The sequence below is a fragment of the Leisingera thetidis genome (genome assembly GCF_025857195.1).
Taxonomy (GTDB): Bacteria; Pseudomonadota; Alphaproteobacteria; order Rhodobacterales; family Rhodobacteraceae; genus Leisingera; species Leisingera thetidis.
The window spans coordinates 3,433,627-3,452,315 of record NZ_CP109787.1 but is presented as its reverse complement, the minus strand read 5'-3'; the positions used below and the strand labels follow the sequence as shown (position 1 = coordinate 3,452,315).

The following is an 18,689-nucleotide window of genomic DNA, read 5'->3' as shown; positions in this document are numbered from 1 at the left end:
CAGTTCAACACTGTGATGGCTCTAAGGTCGGCGGCGGGTCGAGAACCTTGCGGGGCGATGCCAGTTGCTTTCCGCTTTCGCAAAGCCACGCTGCGCTCTAAACATCCCTATCTTCGCTAGCCCGGGAAAAATCATGGCGCAAAAGGCCACCATCTATAAAGTAGAGCTTTCCGTATCCGATATGGATCGGCACTATTACGAGACCCACAAGTTGACCGTCGCCAAGCATCCTTCGGAGACGGATGAACGGTTGATGGTGCGTATTCTCGCTTTTGCGCTGAATGCCCATGAGCAATTGGAACTTACTAAGGGTCTTTCAACGGATGATGAGCCAGATATTTGGCAGAAAAGCCTGAGTGGAGAGCTTGAATTATGGGTAGCGTTAGGTCTTCCCAGCGAGAAGATTGTTCGTCAATCTTGTGGCAAGGCCAAAGAGGTGATTGTCTATAGTTACGGCAGGACCGCTGAGGTGTGGTGGGAAAAGATCAAAAACAGCACCGCCCGGTTTGATAACCTTCAGGTTGTGAATTTTTCAGAGACGGATACCCGTGACTTGGGAAACCTTGCAAGTCGATCGATGAAGCTGCAGGTCAATATTCAGGATGGTGATGTCATGGTCAGTGTTGATGATAGTATCGTTTACGTGACCCAGGCCAAATGGAAGAATGCGGTGTAGGCACGGCATGACCTGCCACTGAACGTTCATCCAGCCGCGACCGGAGTCCGGTTGCTTTTTACGCCGATCAGCGCAGGTTGAGCAATCGCCCGCCCAGGCAGCGATCACGGCACGCGCTTGGGCCAGCTCGCGGAACATGGTCACGTTGAGCAACGCATCGCGCATTCGCCCGTTGAAACTGTCCACGAAGCCATTCTGCATCGGCCTGCCTGGCGTGATGCAAGGCCATTCAGCCCGGTGCCCGGAACACCACCGCAGGATGGCATTACAGGTCAGTTCCGTCCCGTTGCCGCCGGCAATCATCCCGGGCTTGCCGCGGCGCTCGATCAGGACCGTCAATTCACGCGCCACACGGCGGTCCGGGATAGAGGTATCCGGGATCGCTGCCAGGCAGCCGCGGGTGCCATCGTCGACCAGGTCGAGAACGCGGACGCGCTGGCCGGCGGCGAATTGATCCTGGACGAAATCCAATGACCAGCGCGCGTCGGGCCGTGCCTCAACGAGGATCGGGGCTCGTGTGGCGGCCGCCTTGCGCCGGGCCTTTCGCTGGCGCGCGGCCAGCCCCTCCCCGCGGCGGAGCCGATAAATCCGGTTGATCCCCGAAGCTTCTCCCTCTCGGCGCAACAGCACGGAGAGCCGCCCCTCTCATGGTTTGCAAGCAAACCACTGCCGGACAGTGGATAGCCGAACCTGCGGCGCTCATTGGCCAAGTCCCGCAACCGGCCGCGCAGCACCCTGTCCGGCGCACGCCGGGCCTGGTCGCGGACCATGTTGCGATCCGCCCCGGCACTCCGGCACGCCCGCCGTTCCGAGAGCCCAGGCAGGGACCTCAGGTGCGCGGCTGCGTCGCGCTTCACGGCAGGCGTCCCCACTGTTTTGAACCCAGTTCCTTCATCGCGGCGAGATTGAGCATCTGTTCGGCCAGCAGCGTCTTCAGCCTGGCGTTCTCGTCTTCGAGCGCCTTCAGCCGCTTCGCCTCGGGCACCGTCATGCCGCCGGACTTGGCCTTCCTGTTGCAGAAAGTGTCTTCCGGCATACCGTGCTTGCGGCACAGGTCAGCGCACTTGGCGCCTGCCTCGTGCCCGGCCAGGATGCCGATGATCTGCTCGTCCGAGAACCTTGTCCGCGTCAGTGTCCGTCCTCAGGTTGGGCTGGACTCCAATCGAAGGTGGAGGAAAGCCCCCTGGCAGGTCACCCTTGCCACCATGGGGCAAAATTCTATTGCCGTCAGGTGTCGCCGTGGTTCCTGGCCTGGCTTCGACAACGTTCGGTCCAGTCTCTTCCGGGATCGGCGTTGAAATGATGTTGCCGGCCGGATCACCGGGGATCGGAGAACCTGTGTGGTGAGGCAGACCAAGCTCCTCAATAGGGTACGCTTCAAGCCATTGCTCGATCCGTTCCAGAGTGAAGCCCGGCAAGTGCCCCTAGCGGCGTTCATCTTCCGTCAGTTCGGGAAAGACCTCGACCCAGCCCTGCGCCAGTTCACCGTCCAGGGACGTAAACCGCCTTGCTTCCAAGGCAACCAAGGTGTCTGCCGCAAGCCGGCGTGCTTGTGCTCCCGCGTTCGCCACGTGGCAGATCAGCAGGAACAGGCGGCTTCGCCGACTGAACCTGCAAATCAGCCCTGATTTTCCGGTAGGAAGTCAGATCAAACGTAACAGAACACGCGAGCCGAAGGCGGGACTTCGGCCGCCAATCTGACGGAAAGGTCAGTTTTGCTTGGCATTCAACAACCACGGTCAACACCTTCATCAACAAAGTGGAGTCACTGGTGGATCTGGACAAGCTCTACCGCCAGGACGGCCTGTGGGGGGGACCGGGTCTATCCGTTCCGCAGTTTCCGGGATGCCGGTGGCATTGTCGCGGCGGGCAGCAATGCGCCGGTGGATGTGCCGTCGCCGCAGCCTTTCGTCAACACGGCGGCGGGCTTGATACGGGCGGACCTGCTGCCGGCCAACCCGCTTTCAAAGGATGAAAACGGGGAAATCATGGTAGTTGCGGTCAACGCGGAGGAAGCGCTGGAACTGGACGACATTCTGGCCGCCTATACGGTGAACGGCGCGATTGCGATGGGGCAGCAGGATTTGACCGGGTCGCTGGAACCGGGAGAGCGCGCGGATCTGATCATGATTGATACCGACATCGAAGCGCCGTCGCAGAATTTGGAGACGATCTGGGACATCGCGGAGACCAAGTTCCCGCTTACAGTCTTCGACGGCGAGATTATCCACGACGCTCGCTGAAGCGAGTGCAATAGTCCAAGACAGTGGCCCGGGCAGTTTCTGCCCGGGCTATCAAGCCAGGTAACCGGGTACAAATTTGGGTCGAGTAGTACAGGCGGCTCCTTCGGGCAAACAAGGGCTTCTGGAAGCGGCCGTTGGCTGCCATGCAAGAAGGTTCACCTGTTTGCGCAGTTCCGTTGCTGCTGATCCGAACCGTGCTGCGGCTTGCATGAATGGCTGCTTTTTCATAGTGAAGCAGCGGTGGACACAGCCATGGCGCTTCGTGGAAAATTCTGCGCGCGCAGCAGGGGCTTAGCGCTTTCGGAATGGGCTCCAAGCCGTCAAGCTGCCTCATAGTGTTCTGATCGTCGCTCTGGGCCGATGCCGCCTCTGCCGAACCAATATGTTTTTATCTCCAAACTGCATGCATCGGCGGTTGGCATTAGGACTCTGCAGGGCCAATCTTCCTGTCAGATTTTGCGGACTGGCTCGCTGCTGCGCTGGGTCTGGCCCGTCCCCGGGGCGGTGCCAACCGCGGCATTCGATGGCGGCAGCAGCGTGCGCCCGCGCACCATGTCCGCCGCGCGTTCCGCCAGCATGATCGTTGGGGCGTTCAGATTGGCGTTGGGCTCACTCGGGAAAACTGAGCTGTCAATCACGCGCAGCCCGCCGATACCGTGTACCTTCAGCTCGCTGTCCACAACGGCCATTCCATCCTCGCCCATGCGGCAGGTGCCGCAGGGATGATAGGTGCTTTCCATCGTTTCACGCACCCAGGCGTCGATCTCGTCATCCGTCCGGACGTCCTTGCCGGGGGCCATTTCCTCACCTCGGTACCTGTCAAACGCAGGCTGGGCGACAATCTCCCGCGTCAGCCGCAAGCACTTGCGGAACCCTTCCCGGTCTTCTTCCCGCTCAAGGTAATTGAACAGGATATCGGGCTGCTCAAACGGGTCGGTGGACCGCAGCCGCACATGGCCCCGGCTTTTGGGTTTATTGGGCCCCGTCAGCACCATGAAGCCATGCTCCTTTAGCGGCTCTTTGCCGTCATACCGCATCGCGGCAGGCAGGAAATGGAACTGAATATCGGGCCATTCCAAGGAGGCATCCGAACGGATGAAACCGCCGCTTTCGAAGTGGTTGGTGGCCGACAGGCCGCGCTTGAACAGTATCCACTCCGCGCCGATCAGGAACTTGCTCCAAAGCCCCATCTTGCCATTCAGCGTAATCGGTTCCTTGCAGGCGTACTGGATGTAGACCTCGGAGTGATCCTGCAGGTTTTCCCCCACGCCGGGCAAATCGTGCTGCACGCCGACACCGGCTTTGCGCAGAACCTCTGCCGGGCCGATCCCCGACCGCTGCAGCAGGTGCGGTGCGCCGATCGGGCCAGAAGAGATCAACACCTCGCAGGTGGCATGAGCAATGTGGCGCTGACCGCCGCGTTCATACTCGACGCCCACCGCGCGCTTTCCCTCCAGGATCACCCGCCGCGTCATGGCGTGGGTCAGGACGGTCAGGTTCGGCCGGGACATCGCGGGTTTCAGATAGGCGTTGGCAGTCGACCAGCGGCGCCCGTCCTTCACGGTCATGTGCATCGGGCCGAACCCCTCCTGCAGGTGGCCGTTCGGGTCGTCTGTGGTGACATAGCCTGCCTCCCGCCCTGCCGCGACGAAGGCGCGATAAAGGGGGTTTTCCATTTCATTGCCGGCATTCGTGGCAAGCGGGCCGGTGTCCCCGCGCCATTCATCGCCTCCGCCCTTCCAGCTTTCGGCGCGCTGGAAATAAGGAAGGCAGTTGGCGTAGCCCCAGCCTTTGGCGCCAAGCTCCTCCCATTCATCAAAGTCGCGTGCATGGCCGCGCATGTAGACCATGCCGTTGATCGAAGATGACCCGCCCAGCACCTTGCCGCGCGGGCAATGCACCCGGCGCCCGTCCAGACCTGGTTCGGGCAGCGTGTAGTAGCGCCAGTTATGCTTGGTGCCGTTCATCGGAATGGACAGCGCCGTTGGCATCTGGATGAAGATGGACTTGTCCGACCCGCCGAATTCCAGCACCAGAACGCGGGTTTTGGGGTCTTCGCTCAGCCGGTTCGCCAGCACGCATCCAGCTGAGCCCGCACCAATGATGATATAGTCGTAGGACTGGGTCATGGGACACCTTCCGTTATTTCAAGTGGATTGCAGCCTTGCGGCGGCCGGCAGGCAAACGAAGCTTCACCTGCCGGATTTTCGTTAGTTCTTGGGGTAATTCCCCCAGCCGAGACGGTTGGCCAGCAAGCGGGTCAATACGTAGTGGACCAGCCCGGCCATTGCGCAGGATGGCAGCGACGCCGTGAGGTAGCGGAAGGCTTCCACGTTATCGAGCGTTTGCGGGTTGAACAGCCACACATAGGTGACAAAGCCCGCCAGCAGCGCGAAGAGACCAATCGGGTTGAACCCGCCCAGGAACTGGTAAGCGCCGTTTTCCTGCCTGCCGTGCAGCGCGCGCAGGTCAAGCCGCTGGCGGCGCAGGAAGAAGTAGTCGGCGATGCCGATCCCCGCCAGCGCCGAGTTGAGCGCCGAAGTCCAGACCAGGAAAATGAAGAACCCGTCATATATCTGCGGAAAGACCACGGCCAGCAGCAGCGGCACAATGCAAAACCCGAACAGCAGCGTGCCCCAGCCGATCCGGCGCACGCCAGCCGTGCCGACCTGACGCAGCCCGACATTTGCAGAATATAGGATATTGGCCATTGAAGTGATGTTGGCGAAGGCGATGAAAGCGAGCGCCAGCACACCGAAACCAACGCCGGCAATCATCGTCATCCAGATTGTCGGGTCGCTGTCGCCCAGAGATACCGCCGCCAGCAATCCCACGATCTCGCCGAGCACTGCGGCCCCGAAAATGCCGACAAGGTTGGGCCAGAAGGCGGTCCGCTCATTGCGTGTCAGCCGCGCCAGGTTGCCGATATAGGGCCACCAGGAGAAGCCCGCCGCCATGTTGACCTCGATCGCGATGATAAAGTTCAGATGGCTGTCCTCGAACGGCGGGTCGAGTGCTTCCATGGCCATCAGTTCTGCAAAGGAATGCTGACGGAAGATCAGCCACAGCATGCCTGCCATCAGGAGCACCAGCGCGGGCGAAACGATCATGTTGAAGACCTTGATCGACGTCGGCCCGCGGGCGACGATATACCAGGTCAGCAGGATCGCCCCGACCGCCGCAATGGCCGTCTTGATGCCGACAGGAGAAGCCGTGCCGCCGCTTGCCAGCGCGGTCAGCCCGTCAATCGAACGGCCGAACATCATTGCCAGCACAGCCAGCCAGCCCATGGTCAGAACGATGACAGCCAGCAGATAGACAAGGCGGCTGCCGTTGTAACCGAACTGGCTGCGCAGGGCGGTGAACTGTTCCACACCGTAGCGCCCTGTCATGACCGTGGTGGCCAGTGCAGTCAGAACCACACCGAAAATATTGCCGATCACGATTGCCGCGATCCCTTCCTTGGGACCGACAAACAATCCAACCGCGCCTCCGATCAGGAAGGCCCAAGTGGCAATTGCCAGCGCCGAATTGGCAAAGGTGAATTCCTTGAACCCCCATAGCCGTTCGGATGGCAGCAGCGGCGCATCGCCCCGTTCGGCTGCCGCAGCATAGCCATTGGATACATCGCCTGCGGGTTCCGCCCCAAAGCTCTCAGATGTTGTTTCCATTGTCATCTCAGGTCCCCCACACCCAGAAAACGGCGGCAACCGCCAAAGTCAGCGCGGCTATCCCGAGATAGTCGACTGCGGTCATGCGGCCTTGGCCGTCTTCGCCGGTCTGGTCATAGACCGCGGCGCGCCGATCAATCTCAGCGAGCCATTCCTCAGTATGTTCGTTCATCGTTCCCTCCCTTGATGGCAGGCCAATTCAGCCCGCAGTAACTCTCCTTAGGTATCCATTAGGTTCTCCGGACCTGGACGGGTTCCGGGTAATGCGGCAGCTTGTCTACGCGCGGGCTCCATGCCCCGCTTTGCACCACATCCTGGACATGGGCCGCGATCTCCTCCATCGGTGCAAACCAGACACCGCCGCGTTCCAGAGCCTCTTCAATAAACCGGTGCATGATCTCCCACCGCGCCAGCCGGCCGGTGGCAAAGGGATGCACAACGGGAATCCACAATCCGCCGTGGCGCCATGCCGCCTCATATTCCTGCGAGAAGATCTTGAATCCCTCTTGCGGCGCGCGGATGGGCATCATGTAGTCGAGATCCATCGACTGAACATATTGCGGCCAGTCGTCCATGCCCCAATGCGACGGCAGTTCCACCAGCTGCCCAGCCGCGGATTGAAGCAAATACGGCTGGTCGTCGCCCATCAGCGAGGCATCATAGACAAAGCCCCGCTCCGCCAGAAGATCCGCCGAGCGGTGCGAGAAGTTGTAGAGCGGCGCACGCCAGCCGCGCGGGCGTTTGCCGGTCGCCTCGACGATGACTTCAATGCCCCGGTCAAGCCAATGGGCCTCTTCGTCCGCTGAAAGTTCACGCGGATGCTCATGCAGGAAGCCGTGATGGGCGATCTCATGCCCGCCCTCCAGGATCGCCTCGACCGCCCTTGGGTATTGCTCGATGCACCAGGCCGGAATGAAAAAGGTCTGGCGGATGCCAAGCTGCCGGTAGCTTTCGACGATACGCGGGATGGCAATTTCCGGCCCGTAGCGGAGCATGGAAATTGCCGCGGTGCGGCTGTGGCCGTCGTTCGGATGCGCCAGATGGATCAGGCTGTCGGCGTCCATGTCGAAGGTGATGCAGGCCGCGCATTTTGCTCCGCCCGGCCAGGGGATAGGGTTGCTGATCATGGCATGACGCTCCCGCCGTTGGGGCCAATCCCTTGGCCGGTGAAATACCGGCCGCCGGGGCCGGCGAGGAAGGCCGCCACCGTGGCAACCTCCTCTGGCGTGCCGAAGCGGCCGAGCGGAATGGCAAGCTCTTTTGCCCGCCATTCAGCGCTCATGTGTTCGGCGCCGAGCATTTCGGTATCGATCGGTCCGGGGCAGATGGCGTTGACAAGAATGCCGGGGGCGAACTCCTTGGCCCAGCTGCGCACGAGCCCAAGCACACCGTGTTTGGAGGCGACATAAGGTGAAAATGTCTCGCGCCCGTAATAGGCCATGTCGGAAGCGATCAGGATCGCGCGGGGCGGGTTGGCCGCATCGGGTGTCATCAGGCCGATGGCGGCCTGGCCAACCAAAAAACTGCCACGAAGATTGACGGCAATCACGCGGTCGAAGTCTGCCGCCGGGGTGTCCAGAAGCGGAGCTTCGTGGATGATTCCGGCACAGTGGACCAGCACATCAAGCCCGCCCCAGGCAGATTGCACGGTCTCAGCCAGCGCGGCCACCGCGGCCGCATCGGAGACATCGCAGGCGTACGCGTGAGACTCTGCCGCTCCTTGTGAGCCTGCCGCTCCGGCGGATGTGTCCGGCGCACTGAGATCGGCAAGCGCCAAACGCGCGCCCTGTCTTGCAAAGGCCAGGGCAGTGGCGGCTCCGATGCCGCGCTGAGCGCCGGTAATGAGAACACGCGCCGTCATGCCATCACCTCGCCGCGGTCAACCATGACCGCTTGACCGGTGATATCCCGCGCGCCGTCAGAGGCGAGATAAAGGTAGGCCGCAGAAATATCGTCAGGTTCCAGCAGTCCCGGCAGGATTTGCGCGGCAGTGATCTCGGACAACAGATCTTCTTCGCTGCGCCCGGTGCGCTGCGACATCTCGGTCAGCGACAACATCGCTGCATCGGTCTTGACCCATCCCGGACAAACCGCATTCACCCGGATACTGCGCGGCCCGAGTTCCTTGGCCATCACGCGGGTGAAACCCAAGTTGGCATGCTTCGAGCCGACATAGGCCGCAAACTCCGGCACCGCGGTACGGCTCCAGATCGAAGCGGTCACGATAATACTTCCGCCATTGCGCATTTTCGGCACGGCGTGGCGGGTGACGTAGAAGGTACCGTTCACATTGATGTCAGTGATACGCCGGAATGTTTCCTCTACGGCCGCGTCAGGGTCGAGCAGCGGGGTGATGCGCTCCAGCCCGGCATTGTTGACCAGCACGTCGATCCGGTCGAGCGGCGCAAGCGCTGCCTTTACGGATGCGCTATCGGTGATGTCGGCTTCGAGCGCCCGGCAAGGACGCCCGCTTTCTGTGGCAATCGCATCAGCGGCGGCATGGATGCCGGCGCCTGAAGACAAGACCGTCACCTCGGCACCAGCCATGGCAAAGGCTCTGGCGGCAGCAAAGCCGATACCACGGCTTGCGCCTGTGACCAGCACCTGTTCCCCGGTGAAATCATAGCGGAGTTTGCCCATTTTCAGACCTCCCGCGCGTGCATGATGCGGCCGATAAGGTTCATCAGAACCTGTGCCGCCAGAATTGCCGTGCCGCCGGTGTGGTCGTAGTCCGGCGCAACCTCGACGAGATCGATGCCGACAATCGTGCCGCGTCCGGCAAGGCCGGCGAGAATTTCCAGCACCTCGTAGTAAATGAACCCGCCATGCGAGGGCGTGCCCGTGCCTGGAGCAATCGAGGGGTCGAACCCGTCGATGTCGATTGTCACGTAATAGCGTTCGCCCTTTGGGATCCGCGCCAGCACAGCCTCCACTCCAAGCGAACGGATCTGGCGTACCGAGAGGATATCGGAGCCCATGGCACGCGCTGCCTCATAGCCGTCGCGCGCTGTCGAGGAGACATTTCGGATACCAAGTTGCGACAGGCCGCAGACATAGTCCTTCTCGGCGGCGCGGCGCATCGGGTTGCCATGCCCGCAACGCACACCGTGGCGTTCATCGACGAAGTCGAGATGCGCGTCGATCTGAATGACGTGGATGGGGCCTTTCCGGGCACAATCCTCATCAAAGGCATTGATGCAGGGGATGTTGACCGAGTGATCCCCGCCCAGGACCACTGGCAGTGCGCCAGCGGCCAGAATTTTGCGGACGCCAAGTTCGATGTTCGCGTGGCTCTTTTCAGTATCAGTATGGATGATATCGGCATCGCCAAGATCGACTATCCGGACCTTCTCCGCCGGCAGATAAGTAACATCGTCCTCATGGTCATACGCGCCGCCATGGCCAAACGAGAACAATGTGGAAGCTTCACGGATTGACCGCGGCCCGAACCGCGCGCCGGCGCGCCACTGGGTACCAAAGTCGAACGGAGCACCGAGAATCGCGACATCGGCGTCTATGCGGTCCCAGTCCGCTACATACGGGTGTTTCCCAAAGGTGCTGATGCCAACAAATGGCAAGTTGAGGCGGCCTTGGTCATAGGCATTGCCGGACATGCTTTTCTCCCCTCCAAATTTGGACGGGATCAGGAAAGCACCGAAAATCGCTCAGTTAAATCTATATGTATCTAAGCTTAGTTGTGATAATCTCTATGTATGGAAAAGATTGCTCTTCAAACGCCCCAGCCACACGGCCTTGCTGATGTTGATTTGCGCCTGCTGCGGGTCTTTGCCGAAATTGTGAATGCCAACGGGTTTTCGGCCGCTCAGGTAAACCTCGGCATGACGCAGGCTACGATTTCAGCGCACATGCGGCATCTTGAGGAGCGGCTCGGCATGCGGTTGTGCGAGCGTGGCCGCGGCGGCTTCTACCTGACCGAGGAAGGCCGGCAGATCTATTCGGCGATGCTTGATCTTTTCGGATCCATCGACCGGTTTCAAAATGCGGTCAGCGAAGCGCAGGGGGAATTGTCCGGAGATCTGAGTTTCGGGACGGTGGATGCCATGTACACCAACCGAAGCCTGAAACTGGATCGTGCCATCGAGCAATTTTCAAAACTCGCACCACAGGTGCGGCTGTCGATTGACATTGCAGCGCCGCAAGTCCTGTCTCAAGGCATCTTGAACGGCCGCTATCAGGCCGTGCTGATGCCGTCTCAGCGTCAGCTGGGCCAGATGCAGGCTGTCGATGTCTTTGAAGAACGCCAAAACCTGTATTGCGGCTGCCGTCACCCCTTGTTTTCCGTAGAGGAAGACACGCTGACGGATGCGGTTCTTGCCCGGCAGGATTTTGCTGGACGCACATATATGCCGCAAGGACCGATCTGCGGCATCGACTTTAATTGGCACGCCGTTGCCGCGCATATGGAAAGCACGCTTCTTCTCATTCTGTCCGGGGCCTTTATCGGGTTTCTGCCCGATCATTACGCGGATCCCGAAGTGCAGCGCGGCCGTTTGCGCCCCCTGGCCAAGGACCGGATCACGTTCAATGACACGTTTCAAATCGTATATCCGCGTAAACGACCTTCGCGCGCGGCTGGCCTTTTGGCGAAAGCAATTCTTTCCTGCCAAAAGGATCATGAATAGTGGTGCCGCCTCCCGTAAGGTCCGGTTTCTCCGCCTTCAAGGAAAATGGATACAGTTGCTAGAGAGGGACGGCTATTACTTGAAGCGATACCGCCTCGCCGCCTTTGCAATCCGTCCGGTCAGCGGCGTTGGGTGTTCGTCAAACATCCGTCTGATCGCTTCAATATGTCCGTCCAAAAATTCCCCGAACTCATGTGGTTTGACCTCCGACGCCGCGGCACGGGAAACCAGCAGCCCGAGGATTTGCCGGTCCAGCATTCGCATGTGTTCGGCACGGTTGGTCTCGGTCACATCGCAGGGCAGGACGCCGGAACGGTTCTCGTGCAGGTCCAGGCACTAGACATGCGCCCGCCAGCGCCCGACACTCTCATTCGGATTGGCCCATAAAAGCGGGTCTGGACAAAGCTGTGGGGTGCATGGTCCCCGTTTCCTCATCCGGGCGCCGAAAATGGCCGGACGCGCTCCATGCTGCGGCCGTTCAAAAGATCCTGGCTGATGCCGGAATCCACGAGACGGCTGAGGAGAACGGAGCCAATAAATTGCTGGTCGCTCTTTGGGTCAAGAAGGCCGGCACCTCCAGGAAGAACCCAGCTTTTGTCGAGGTCGTTGCTCCGGCGGCCCAGCGGTCAGCAGCGCCTCCTCACGAGAATGGACCCGAGGCTGCAAGCAGCACTTCCTGCCGGATCAGTATCGGAGCGGCAGCCATCAAGATACCCTCTGGCTATCCTGCCGATCACATGGTGGAAGTGTTGCGGGCAGTGAGGACGGCACAATGATGTCTCCTGCCAGCAACTTCCGGATTTACCTTGCCTCAGAGCCGGCCGACTTCCGCAAGGGTATGGACGGGCTTGCCGCCTGTGTGGCTAACAGTTTCAAGCTCGATCCCTATTCAGGGGCGATTTACCTGTTCCGCTCCCGGCGCGCCGACCGGTTGAAGATTCTGGTCGGCGATCCTCGCTGCCTGAGCGCCTGATGTTACGCGCGCCAGTTGGCGGTCTAGTAGGTCGTCCTAGGACGTTCGCTCACCGAAAAGTTTCCCTGCGTTCTTGCACTTGAAGAGCAAGCAAGCTTGCCGCCTGATGAAGATTCCGCCGCAGTTGCGAACCGCTTGAACCTGCCGGTGGAGCACGCGCAGCGAATTCATGCTGTGTTGAGAATTGCCGCCAGCCGCACGCCGGACGGCATTGGACTGTCCGGGCTCAGTGCCGCCATTCACCACATCCGCGTCCTGGCGTATTCCGCGTAGCCCTCGTCATAGGCTTCGGCTTCGAACCCCTCATCCTGTTCCTTCAGGAACTGGCCTGCGGTGGGGAGGGCGGGGCGATCGGCCTCCGCATCCCAAAGCCGCGCGCGCAGGATTGCCTTGGCGCATTGGAAATAGAGCTCTTCGATGGTGATCACCGCCACCGTCGCGGGCAGCAGAGTCCTGCGGGCAAAGGTTTTGCGCGCGGTCTCGTCTGCGGTCAGGTAAGCGGTGCCGTTCACCCGCACCGCATTGCTTTCGCCCGGCACCAGGAACATCAGGCTGACGCGCGGGTCGCGCACAATGTTGCGCAGGGAATCGAGCCGGTTGTTGCCGCGCCAGTCCGGCAGCCACAGAGTACGGGGGCCGGCGGTATGCACCACCGGGCCATCATCGCCGCGGGGGCTGGCATCGGTGCCTTCCGGGCCGGTGGTGGACAGCACCAGGAACCGGGAGGCCCCGATCCAGCGCTGGTAAAGCGGCGTGAGGCGGGTGGCAACTTTGGCCAGGGACCGTGGTGCTGCAGCCCCGAAAATTTGTTCAAGTGTCTCAGTATCGGTGATTTTCTGCATGCGCCGTCCTCCTTTTGGCTGCAGGGTATCTTGCCCTTTCGTGCCGTTGGGGCCAGTTTCGGCGCAAATGGGCCAGAATGCGGATATCCGGCGGCGGGGGTGGTCCTCGTCCGATGCGGTGCAGATGCTGCCGCACGGGGTGGCGAGCTATGCCCGGACCTATCAGGACGGCTATGTCTCGACCTGGCACGACCACCCGCGCCACCAGCTGGTCTATGCGGTGGCAGGGCTGATGATGGCGGAGGCCGATGGCACCAGCTGGGCGGTGCCTGCAGGTTCCGGCCTGATCGTTCCGGCCGGAACGCTGCATGAAATCCGGATGATCGGCCGGGTGGAGCTGCAGTCGCTGTATATCGCCCCGGCTGAGGCGGGTGCCGAGGCGCTGTCGGCCTGCCGTGCGGTGACGGTTCTGCCGCTGCTGGCGGGGCTGATTGCGGCACTATGTGCGATGGGCAACCCCTGGCCGCTGCCGCCGCGGGCCTATCACCTGGGCCAGCTGCTCCTGATCGAGCTGGGCGCGGCGCCGGAATCGCCGCTGGCGCTGCCTTACCCGCCGGATGCGCGGCTGCGGCGTGTGTGCGATGCGCTGATGGCAGCACCCGGTGCGGCGCAGACCCTTGACCATTGGGCGGAGCTGGCAGGGATGAGCCGGCGCTCCTTCACCCGCCGTTTTCCGCAGCAGACCGGCCTCAGCTTTGGCCAGTGGCGGGACCGGCTGCGCTGCCAGATCGCGCTGCGCGCCGAGGCCAGGGGCGCGGGCATGGAGCGGGTGGCGCAGGAGCTGGGCTATGCCAGCCGCCAGTCCTTGCAGGCGATGATGCGGCGGCTGGGCTGACAGTGCCGCCGGTCGCACCGTATTGAATTCCGTAATCGCACGGCGGCTGGCGTTGTGGCAGGTTGCCCGGAAAAACCCGGGTATGAGGCTGGCATGAAGTTCGTCCGTGATGTGATGGCGCAATTGGAAACCCCGCGCGCGGCGCGGCCTTTTGGCAGCGGCTGGCTGTCGGGGGCGATGGCGCTGCTGGCTGCCGTCACCGGCCTGCTGCTGGTGCTGCTGCGCTGGTACCCAGAGACCTTCTCCTACCCGCAACTCGCCATTGTCCATTCCAGCGGCTATGTCACAGCCTTCCTGCGCTTCGTGCTGCTGGCGGGCTATGCGCTGTCGCTGCTCAGCCTGATCCTGAGCCGCCAAAAAGCGCTGGGCTGGGCGGCCTTGGGGCTGTCGGTAGCGGCCTCGCTGATGGCCGGAGCACAGCCGCAGCATGCGGGCGATGCGCCGCAGAGCCTCTATTTCGGGCTCGACTACTTCATCGTGAACGTCTTGCTGGTGGGCTTCCTGTTTGTGCCGCTGGAGCGGGTTTTTCCGGCCCGGAGCGAGCAGACCGTGTTCCGCACCGAATGGCGCGAGGACATGTTTTATTATCTGGTCAGCTCGATGCTGGTGCAGGTGCTGACCTTTCTGACGCTGGCGCCTGCGAATTATGTGAATGCAACTGCCGATCTGGAGGGCATCCGCGCCCATATCACCAATCTGCCCTTTGGCGTGCAGGTGCTGATCATCATGGCGGCGACGGATTTTGTGCAGTACTGGGTGCACCGCGCCTTTCACAGCGTCCCGGCGCTGTGGCATTTCCATGCCATTCACCACTCCGCCAAGAAGATGGACTGGCTGGCGGGCGCGCGGATGCATTTCATCGAGATTGCAGTGCTGCGCGGGCTGACGGCGGTGCCGATGTTCACCCTGGGCTTCATGCCGGAGGCGATTCAAGGCTATCTGCTGATTGTCTATTTCTACTCCAGCTTCATTCACGCCAATATCGGCTGGAAGCTGGGCTTCCTGGAGCGCTTTCTGGTCACGCCGCGCTATCACCATTGGCACCACGGCAGCGAGCGGGCAGCGATCGACATCAACTATGCCTCGCATTTTCCGCTCTATGACTGGCTGTTCGGCACCCATCATCTGCCGGAGGCGGCCTGGCCCGCCAAATACGGGGTGGCGGGCGACACGGTGCCAAACGGCTACTGGCGGCAGTTTCTGTACCCGTTCAACCAGAAGCGCTGGAAGAAGCAGCCCGGCAAAGGTCCCGAGGCCTAGGCGGCGATTCCATGCGGGCCGTGGCGGATGACGGCCCACTGGCCGTACGTATCCTCCAGGTCCAGCGCGATTGCGGCGGTGGATCTGCTTGAGCCGCTGCCGATTTCCGCCAGCGTGAATTCGATGCCGCCAGGAATGCCGATTTGCACCCGGTGCTCGCCGCCACCGTGCGGGGCCTGGATCGGGCGGCCCGTGGCCTGCAGCAGCCCTTCTATGTCCACCTTGGCGGTGCGGTTTTCGATGTCCACCTCATAGTCGATCCGCTTGGTCAGCGTCTCGTGCACCGTGTCGCACATGGCGCGGAACACCCACCAGTGGGTGGCCTCCTCATCCGTTTCGCCGCCCAGAAGCACGGTTTCCAGCGCCGCGCGCTGGTCGTCCGTCGCGCGGTCGTCGATGATTGCCTGCAGCGCGCCCTTGCCTTCGAAAATCGGGCCCGGCCAGGCGTAGAGCAGGGCGGACCGGGTGCCGGTGAGGTCGGTATTGCCGAAATGGCCCTTGTCGATGTGGAGCACCTCGAACCCGGTGCAATTGCCGTGGGTCGGCAGGTCTTCGAACTGGCAGGGGCAGCCGTAGTTGCAGTTGCAGTTTCCGAAGCTGCGGCCCTCGATGTACCAATCCACATGTGCCATGACTGTGCCCTCCGGTGCTGCTGAAAAGATGCAGGCGGAGTGTACCATAAAACGGGCGTGAATTCAGCGCCCGGGCCGCCGCCAGCAGCGGCCCCGGCCTGACCGGGTCCGCCCCGGTCACCTGGGTATCAGCTGAGCAAGCAGGCGTCGGTGCCGACCACCGCTGCATAACCAAAGGCGAGCGCTGCCATAAAGGCCTTGTGGACCTGAACGGCCGGGATCACGTCGCCATTGAACTCCAGGTCGCGGGCAGAGCAGGCGTCTTCGGCCACGGTGACAGTGTAGCCGTAATCAGCGGCGGCGCGGGTAGCGGCGTCGATGCACATGTGGCTCATGTCGCCGGCAATGGTTATTTCGGTGATGCCGTTCTCATCCAGCAGCTGTTTCAGGCCGGTGCCGAGAAAGGCGTTGATCCGGTGCTTGAGCACAACCGGCTCATCCGTGGCAGGCTGCAGGGTGGCATGGAATTCGGCTCCAGGGGTTCCGGCGGCAAAGAAAGGGGCGTCGCTGCTTTCATTCTCATGGCGCACATGCACGATCAGGTCGCCCAGAGAGCGGGCGTGGTCCAGCAGCCGGCGGGCATTGGCGGCAGAGGCCTCAATGCCATGCAGCTCGTATTTGCCGCCCGGGAAATAGTCGTTCTGGATGTCGATCAGGATCAATGCGGATTTGGTCATTTGCGGCTCCTTCGCGGTTGCCGTTTTGGTATAGCCCCCGGCCGTGCCGTATGGTGACTGGCGGAAATGACATAAGCCGGGTTAGATTCGACAAATGGCAACGGGTGATGAGATTCGCGTTGGGCTGGCGGCCTATCCCGGAGCCCAGCAGGCGGCGGTGCTGGGGTTGCGGGACCTGCTGGAGGCGGCCGGATGGAGCCTGACGGGGCAGGGGCGCCGGTTCAAAGTTGATGTTGCGGAGGATTTTTCGGCGGAGAAGCTGTATGACGCGGTGATCCTGCCGCCCAGTCTGGGCCCGCGCCTGGAAGGGGCGGTGCTGGCGGAACTCTCGGCCTGGGTGCAGCGGCAGCATGGCGCCGGCGCGCTGGTCTGCTCGGTCTGCGCGGGCGCCTTCCCTCTGGCGGCGTCCGGTGTGTTGGATGGGCGGACCGCCACCACCCATTGGGCGCTGGCGCAGGAGTTTGCCCATGCCTTTCCGCAGGTGCGGCTGCAGGCGGAGAGGCTGCTGATCGACGATGGCGATGTGATCACCGCGGGCGGGCTGATGGCCTGGACAGATCTGGGGCTGCGGCTGGTGGCGCGGTTCATGGGGCTGGCGGTGATGCTGCAAACCGCCCGTTACTTCCTGATCGATCCGGGCGGGCGCGAGCAGAGCTATTACAATCTGTTTGCCCCGGATCTGACCCATGGCGACGCCGCGGTGCTGAAGGCGCAGCACTGGCTTCAGACGCGTTTTCACGATCCGGTGACGGTGCCGCAGATGGCCGCCGCCGCCGGGCTGGAAGAGCGGACTTTCCTGCGCCGGTTCCAGGCGGCAGCGGGGTTTAAGCCCTCGGAGTATCTGCAGCAGCTGCGCGTCTCCAAGGCCCGGGAACGGCTGGAGCTGTCCACCGCCAGCATCGAGGCGATCGCGATGGAGATGGGCTATCTGGACGTTTCTGCCTTTCGCAAGCTGTTCCAGCGGGTTGTCGGCCTGTCGCCCAGTGAATACCGCAAGCGGTTTGCGCCGGCGCGGGGGTGAGGCACCCGGCCCGCCGCAGCGCGGTGACACACGCCCGGGGCTTTGGCCTTGGCCCTCTTGCTTTCAGCCGCCCTTGTGGTAGCAGGGCACAAGCAGAACTCGAGGGGCCGTGATGGACGATCTTAAAGCCAAATACCTGGGTCAGATTGCAGACGCCGCGGATGAAGCCGCACTGGAAGCGATCCGCCTTGCCGCCGTCGGCAAGAAGGGCGAAGTGGCGCTGAAGATGCGCGAGCTGGGCAAGATGACCCCGGAAGAGCGCCAGGCTGCAGGCCCGGCATTGAACGCGCTGAAGGATGAGATCAACTCGGCCCTGGCGGCCAAGAAGGCGGGTCTGGAAGATGCCGCCCTGGACGCGCGCCTGCGTACCGAATGGCTGGATGTGACCCTGCCGTCGCGCCCTTCGCGCCAGGGCAGCCTGCATCCGATCAGCCAGGTGCAGGAAGAGATCACCGCAATCTTTGCCGAACTCGGCTTCTCGGTGGCCGAAGGCCCGCGGATCGACACCGACTGGTACAACTTCGACGCGCTGAACATCCCTGGCCACCACCCGGCGCGGGCCGAGATGGACACGTTCTACATGCACCGTGCGGAAGGCGACGACCGCCCGCCGCATGTGCTGCGCACCCATACCAGCCCCGTCCAGATCCGTTCGATGGAGAAGATGGGCGCGCCTCTGCGCATCATCTGCCCGGGCGGCGTCTACCGCGCCGACTATGACCAGACCCACACGCCGATGTTCCATCAGGTCGAAGGCCTGGCGCTGGACAAGGACATCTCGATGGCGAACCTGAAGTGGGTGCTGGAGGAGTTCGTGAAGAGTTTCTTTGAGGTGGATGACGTCGAGCTGCGCTTCCGCGCCTCGCACTTCCCCTTCACCGAGCCGTCCGCCGAGGTCGACATCCGCTGCTCCTGGGAGGGCGGTGCGCTGAAGATCGGCGAAGGCGACGACTGGATGGAGATCCTCGGCTCGGGCATGGTGCACCCCAAGGTGATCGCGGCCGGCGGGATCGATCCGGAGATCTACCAGGGCTTTGCCTTCGGCATCGGCATCGACCGTCTGGCGATGCTGAAATACGGCATCCCCGACCTGCGCGCCTTCTTCGACAGCGACCTGCGCTGGCTGCGCCACTACGGCTTCCAAAGCCTGGACGTGCCGGCGCTGCATGGCGGTTTGAGCCGCTAACAGATCCAATGTGCGGCCCGGCGGCACCGC

19 protein-coding genes and 1 pseudogene are annotated in these 18,689 nt (G+C 62.1%); 8 read left to right on the top strand and 12 right to left on the bottom strand.

Annotated elements, in window-relative coordinates; genetic code table 11:
* The first annotated feature begins 133 nt into the window (after nt 1–133).
* The gene (locus OKQ63_RS16640) at nt 134–676 is read left to right on the top strand and encodes a YaeQ family protein (protein ID WP_264211162.1); all 543 of its coding nucleotides are present in this window, start codon (nt 134–136) and stop codon (nt 674–676) included.
* An 84-nt stretch (nt 677–760) separates the two neighbouring features.
* On the opposite strand, the pseudogene OKQ63_RS16635 reads toward OKQ63_RS16640, so the two are convergent.
* Nucleotides 761–1,808: pseudogene (locus OKQ63_RS16635) on the bottom strand (transposase); the annotation flags it as partial.
* A gap of 583 nt (nt 1,809–2,391) precedes the next feature.
* On the opposite strand from OKQ63_RS16635, the gene OKQ63_RS16630 reads away from it, so the two are divergent.
* Nucleotides 2,392–2,919 (top strand): amidohydrolase family protein, encoded by a 528-nt coding sequence (locus tag OKQ63_RS16630; RefSeq protein ID WP_264211161.1) that lies wholly within the window; start codon nt 2,392–2,394, stop codon nt 2,917–2,919.
* Nucleotides 2,920–3,368: 449 nt separating this feature from the next.
* On the opposite strand, the gene betA is transcribed toward OKQ63_RS16630, so the two are convergent.
* The 7 genes from betA to speB all read right to left on the bottom strand — a co-directional run bounded on the left by betA (nt 3,369) and on the right by speB (nt 10,204).
* Complete coding sequence (gene betA / locus OKQ63_RS16625; protein ID WP_264211160.1) at nt 3,369–5,048, bottom strand: choline dehydrogenase; 1,680 nt, start codon at nt 5,046–5,048, stop codon at nt 3,369–3,371.
* A gap of 81 nt (nt 5,049–5,129) precedes the next feature.
* Nucleotides 5,130–6,590 (bottom strand): purine-cytosine permease family protein, encoded by a 1,461-nt coding sequence (locus tag OKQ63_RS16620; protein WP_264211159.1) that lies wholly within the window; start codon nt 6,588–6,590, stop codon nt 5,130–5,132.
* Between the two features lie 7 nt (nt 6,591–6,597).
* On the bottom strand, nt 6,598–6,762 hold the full coding sequence (locus OKQ63_RS16615) for a hypothetical protein (RefSeq protein ID WP_264211158.1): 165 nt from the start codon (nt 6,760–6,762) through the stop codon (nt 6,598–6,600).
* Between the two features lie 58 nt (nt 6,763–6,820).
* Entirely contained in the window at nt 6,821–7,717 is an 897-nt protein-coding gene (locus tag OKQ63_RS16610) for a polysaccharide deacetylase family protein (protein WP_264211157.1), read from the bottom strand.
* On the bottom strand, nt 7,714–8,451 hold the full coding sequence (locus OKQ63_RS16605) for an SDR family NAD(P)-dependent oxidoreductase (RefSeq protein WP_264211156.1): 738 nt from the start codon (nt 8,449–8,451) through the stop codon (nt 7,714–7,716). Before OKQ63_RS16605 ends, OKQ63_RS16610 begins: the two co-directional genes overlap by 4 nt.
* A complete protein-coding gene (locus OKQ63_RS16600; RefSeq protein WP_264211155.1) occupies nt 8,448–9,230 on the bottom strand; it encodes an SDR family NAD(P)-dependent oxidoreductase in 783 nt (260 codons plus the stop codon). The genes OKQ63_RS16605 and OKQ63_RS16600 overlap by 4 nt, the downstream gene beginning before the upstream one ends.
* A 2-nt stretch (nt 9,231–9,232) precedes the next feature.
* Nucleotides 9,233–10,204: an agmatinase gene (gene speB / locus OKQ63_RS16595; RefSeq protein WP_264211154.1), complete on the bottom strand. Its 972-nt coding sequence runs from the start codon at nt 10,202–10,204 to the stop codon at nt 9,233–9,235.
* A gap of 99 nt (nt 10,205–10,303) precedes the next feature.
* Here speB and OKQ63_RS16590 point away from each other — a divergent pair, with 99 nt between their 5' ends.
* Complete coding sequence (locus OKQ63_RS16590) at nt 10,304–11,233, top strand: LysR family transcriptional regulator (RefSeq protein WP_264211153.1); 930 nt, start codon at nt 10,304–10,306, stop codon at nt 11,231–11,233.
* 75 nt (nt 11,234–11,308) lie between these two features.
* On the opposite strand, the gene OKQ63_RS16585 is transcribed toward OKQ63_RS16590, so the two are convergent.
* Nucleotides 11,309–11,524 carry a hypothetical protein gene (locus tag OKQ63_RS16585; protein ID WP_264211152.1) on the bottom strand — a complete coding sequence of 72 codons (216 nt, stop codon included), beginning with the start codon at nt 11,522–11,524 and terminating at the stop codon, nt 11,309–11,311.
* A 481-nt stretch (nt 11,525–12,005) separates the two neighbouring features.
* On the opposite strand from OKQ63_RS16585, the gene tnpB reads away from it, so the two are divergent.
* Complete coding sequence (tnpB, locus tag OKQ63_RS16580; RefSeq protein WP_264211151.1) at nt 12,006–12,206, top strand: IS66 family insertion sequence element accessory protein TnpB; 201 nt, start codon at nt 12,006–12,008, stop codon at nt 12,204–12,206.
* Nucleotides 12,207–12,445: 239 nt separating this feature from the next.
* Here tnpB and OKQ63_RS16575 read toward each other — a convergent pair whose 3' ends face one another.
* The gene (locus tag OKQ63_RS16575) at nt 12,446–13,048 is read right to left on the bottom strand and encodes a pyridoxamine 5'-phosphate oxidase family protein (RefSeq protein ID WP_264211150.1); all 603 of its coding nucleotides are present in this window, start codon (nt 13,046–13,048) and stop codon (nt 12,446–12,448) included.
* 67 nt (nt 13,049–13,115) lie between these two features.
* Here OKQ63_RS16575 and OKQ63_RS16570 point away from each other — a divergent pair, with 67 nt between their 5' ends.
* Both OKQ63_RS16570 and OKQ63_RS16565 read left to right on the top strand, forming a co-directional pair.
* Nucleotides 13,116–13,883, top strand: a complete 768-nt coding sequence (locus OKQ63_RS16570) for an AraC family transcriptional regulator (RefSeq protein ID WP_264211149.1) — start codon at nt 13,116–13,118, stop codon at nt 13,881–13,883.
* Nucleotides 13,884–13,976: 93 nt separating this feature from the next.
* Entirely contained in the window at nt 13,977–15,143 is a 1,167-nt protein-coding gene (locus OKQ63_RS16565) for a sterol desaturase family protein (RefSeq protein WP_264211148.1), read from the top strand.
* Here the strand turns inward: OKQ63_RS16565 and OKQ63_RS16560 are convergent.
* Both OKQ63_RS16560 and OKQ63_RS16555 read right to left on the bottom strand, forming a co-directional pair.
* Complete coding sequence (locus tag OKQ63_RS16560; protein ID WP_264211147.1) at nt 15,140–15,775, bottom strand: DUF1326 domain-containing protein; 636 nt, start codon at nt 15,773–15,775, stop codon at nt 15,140–15,142. The genes OKQ63_RS16565 and OKQ63_RS16560 overlap by 4 nt on opposite strands.
* 128 nt (nt 15,776–15,903) lie before the next feature.
* Nucleotides 15,904–16,452 carry a cysteine hydrolase family protein gene (locus tag OKQ63_RS16555; protein WP_264211146.1) on the bottom strand — a complete coding sequence of 183 codons (549 nt, stop codon included), beginning with the start codon at nt 16,450–16,452 and terminating at the stop codon, nt 15,904–15,906.
* A gap of 94 nt (nt 16,453–16,546) precedes the next feature.
* Here OKQ63_RS16555 and OKQ63_RS16550 point away from each other — a divergent pair, with 94 nt between their 5' ends.
* Both OKQ63_RS16550 and pheS read left to right on the top strand, forming a co-directional pair.
* The gene (locus tag OKQ63_RS16550; protein ID WP_264211145.1) at nt 16,547–17,473 is read left to right on the top strand and encodes a GlxA family transcriptional regulator; all 927 of its coding nucleotides are present in this window, start codon (nt 16,547–16,549) and stop codon (nt 17,471–17,473) included.
* 112 nt (nt 17,474–17,585) lie between these two features.
* Entirely contained in the window at nt 17,586–18,659 is a 1,074-nt protein-coding gene (gene pheS, locus OKQ63_RS16545) for a phenylalanine--tRNA ligase subunit alpha (RefSeq protein WP_264211144.1), read from the top strand.
* Nucleotides 18,660–18,689 lie beyond the last annotated feature (30 nt).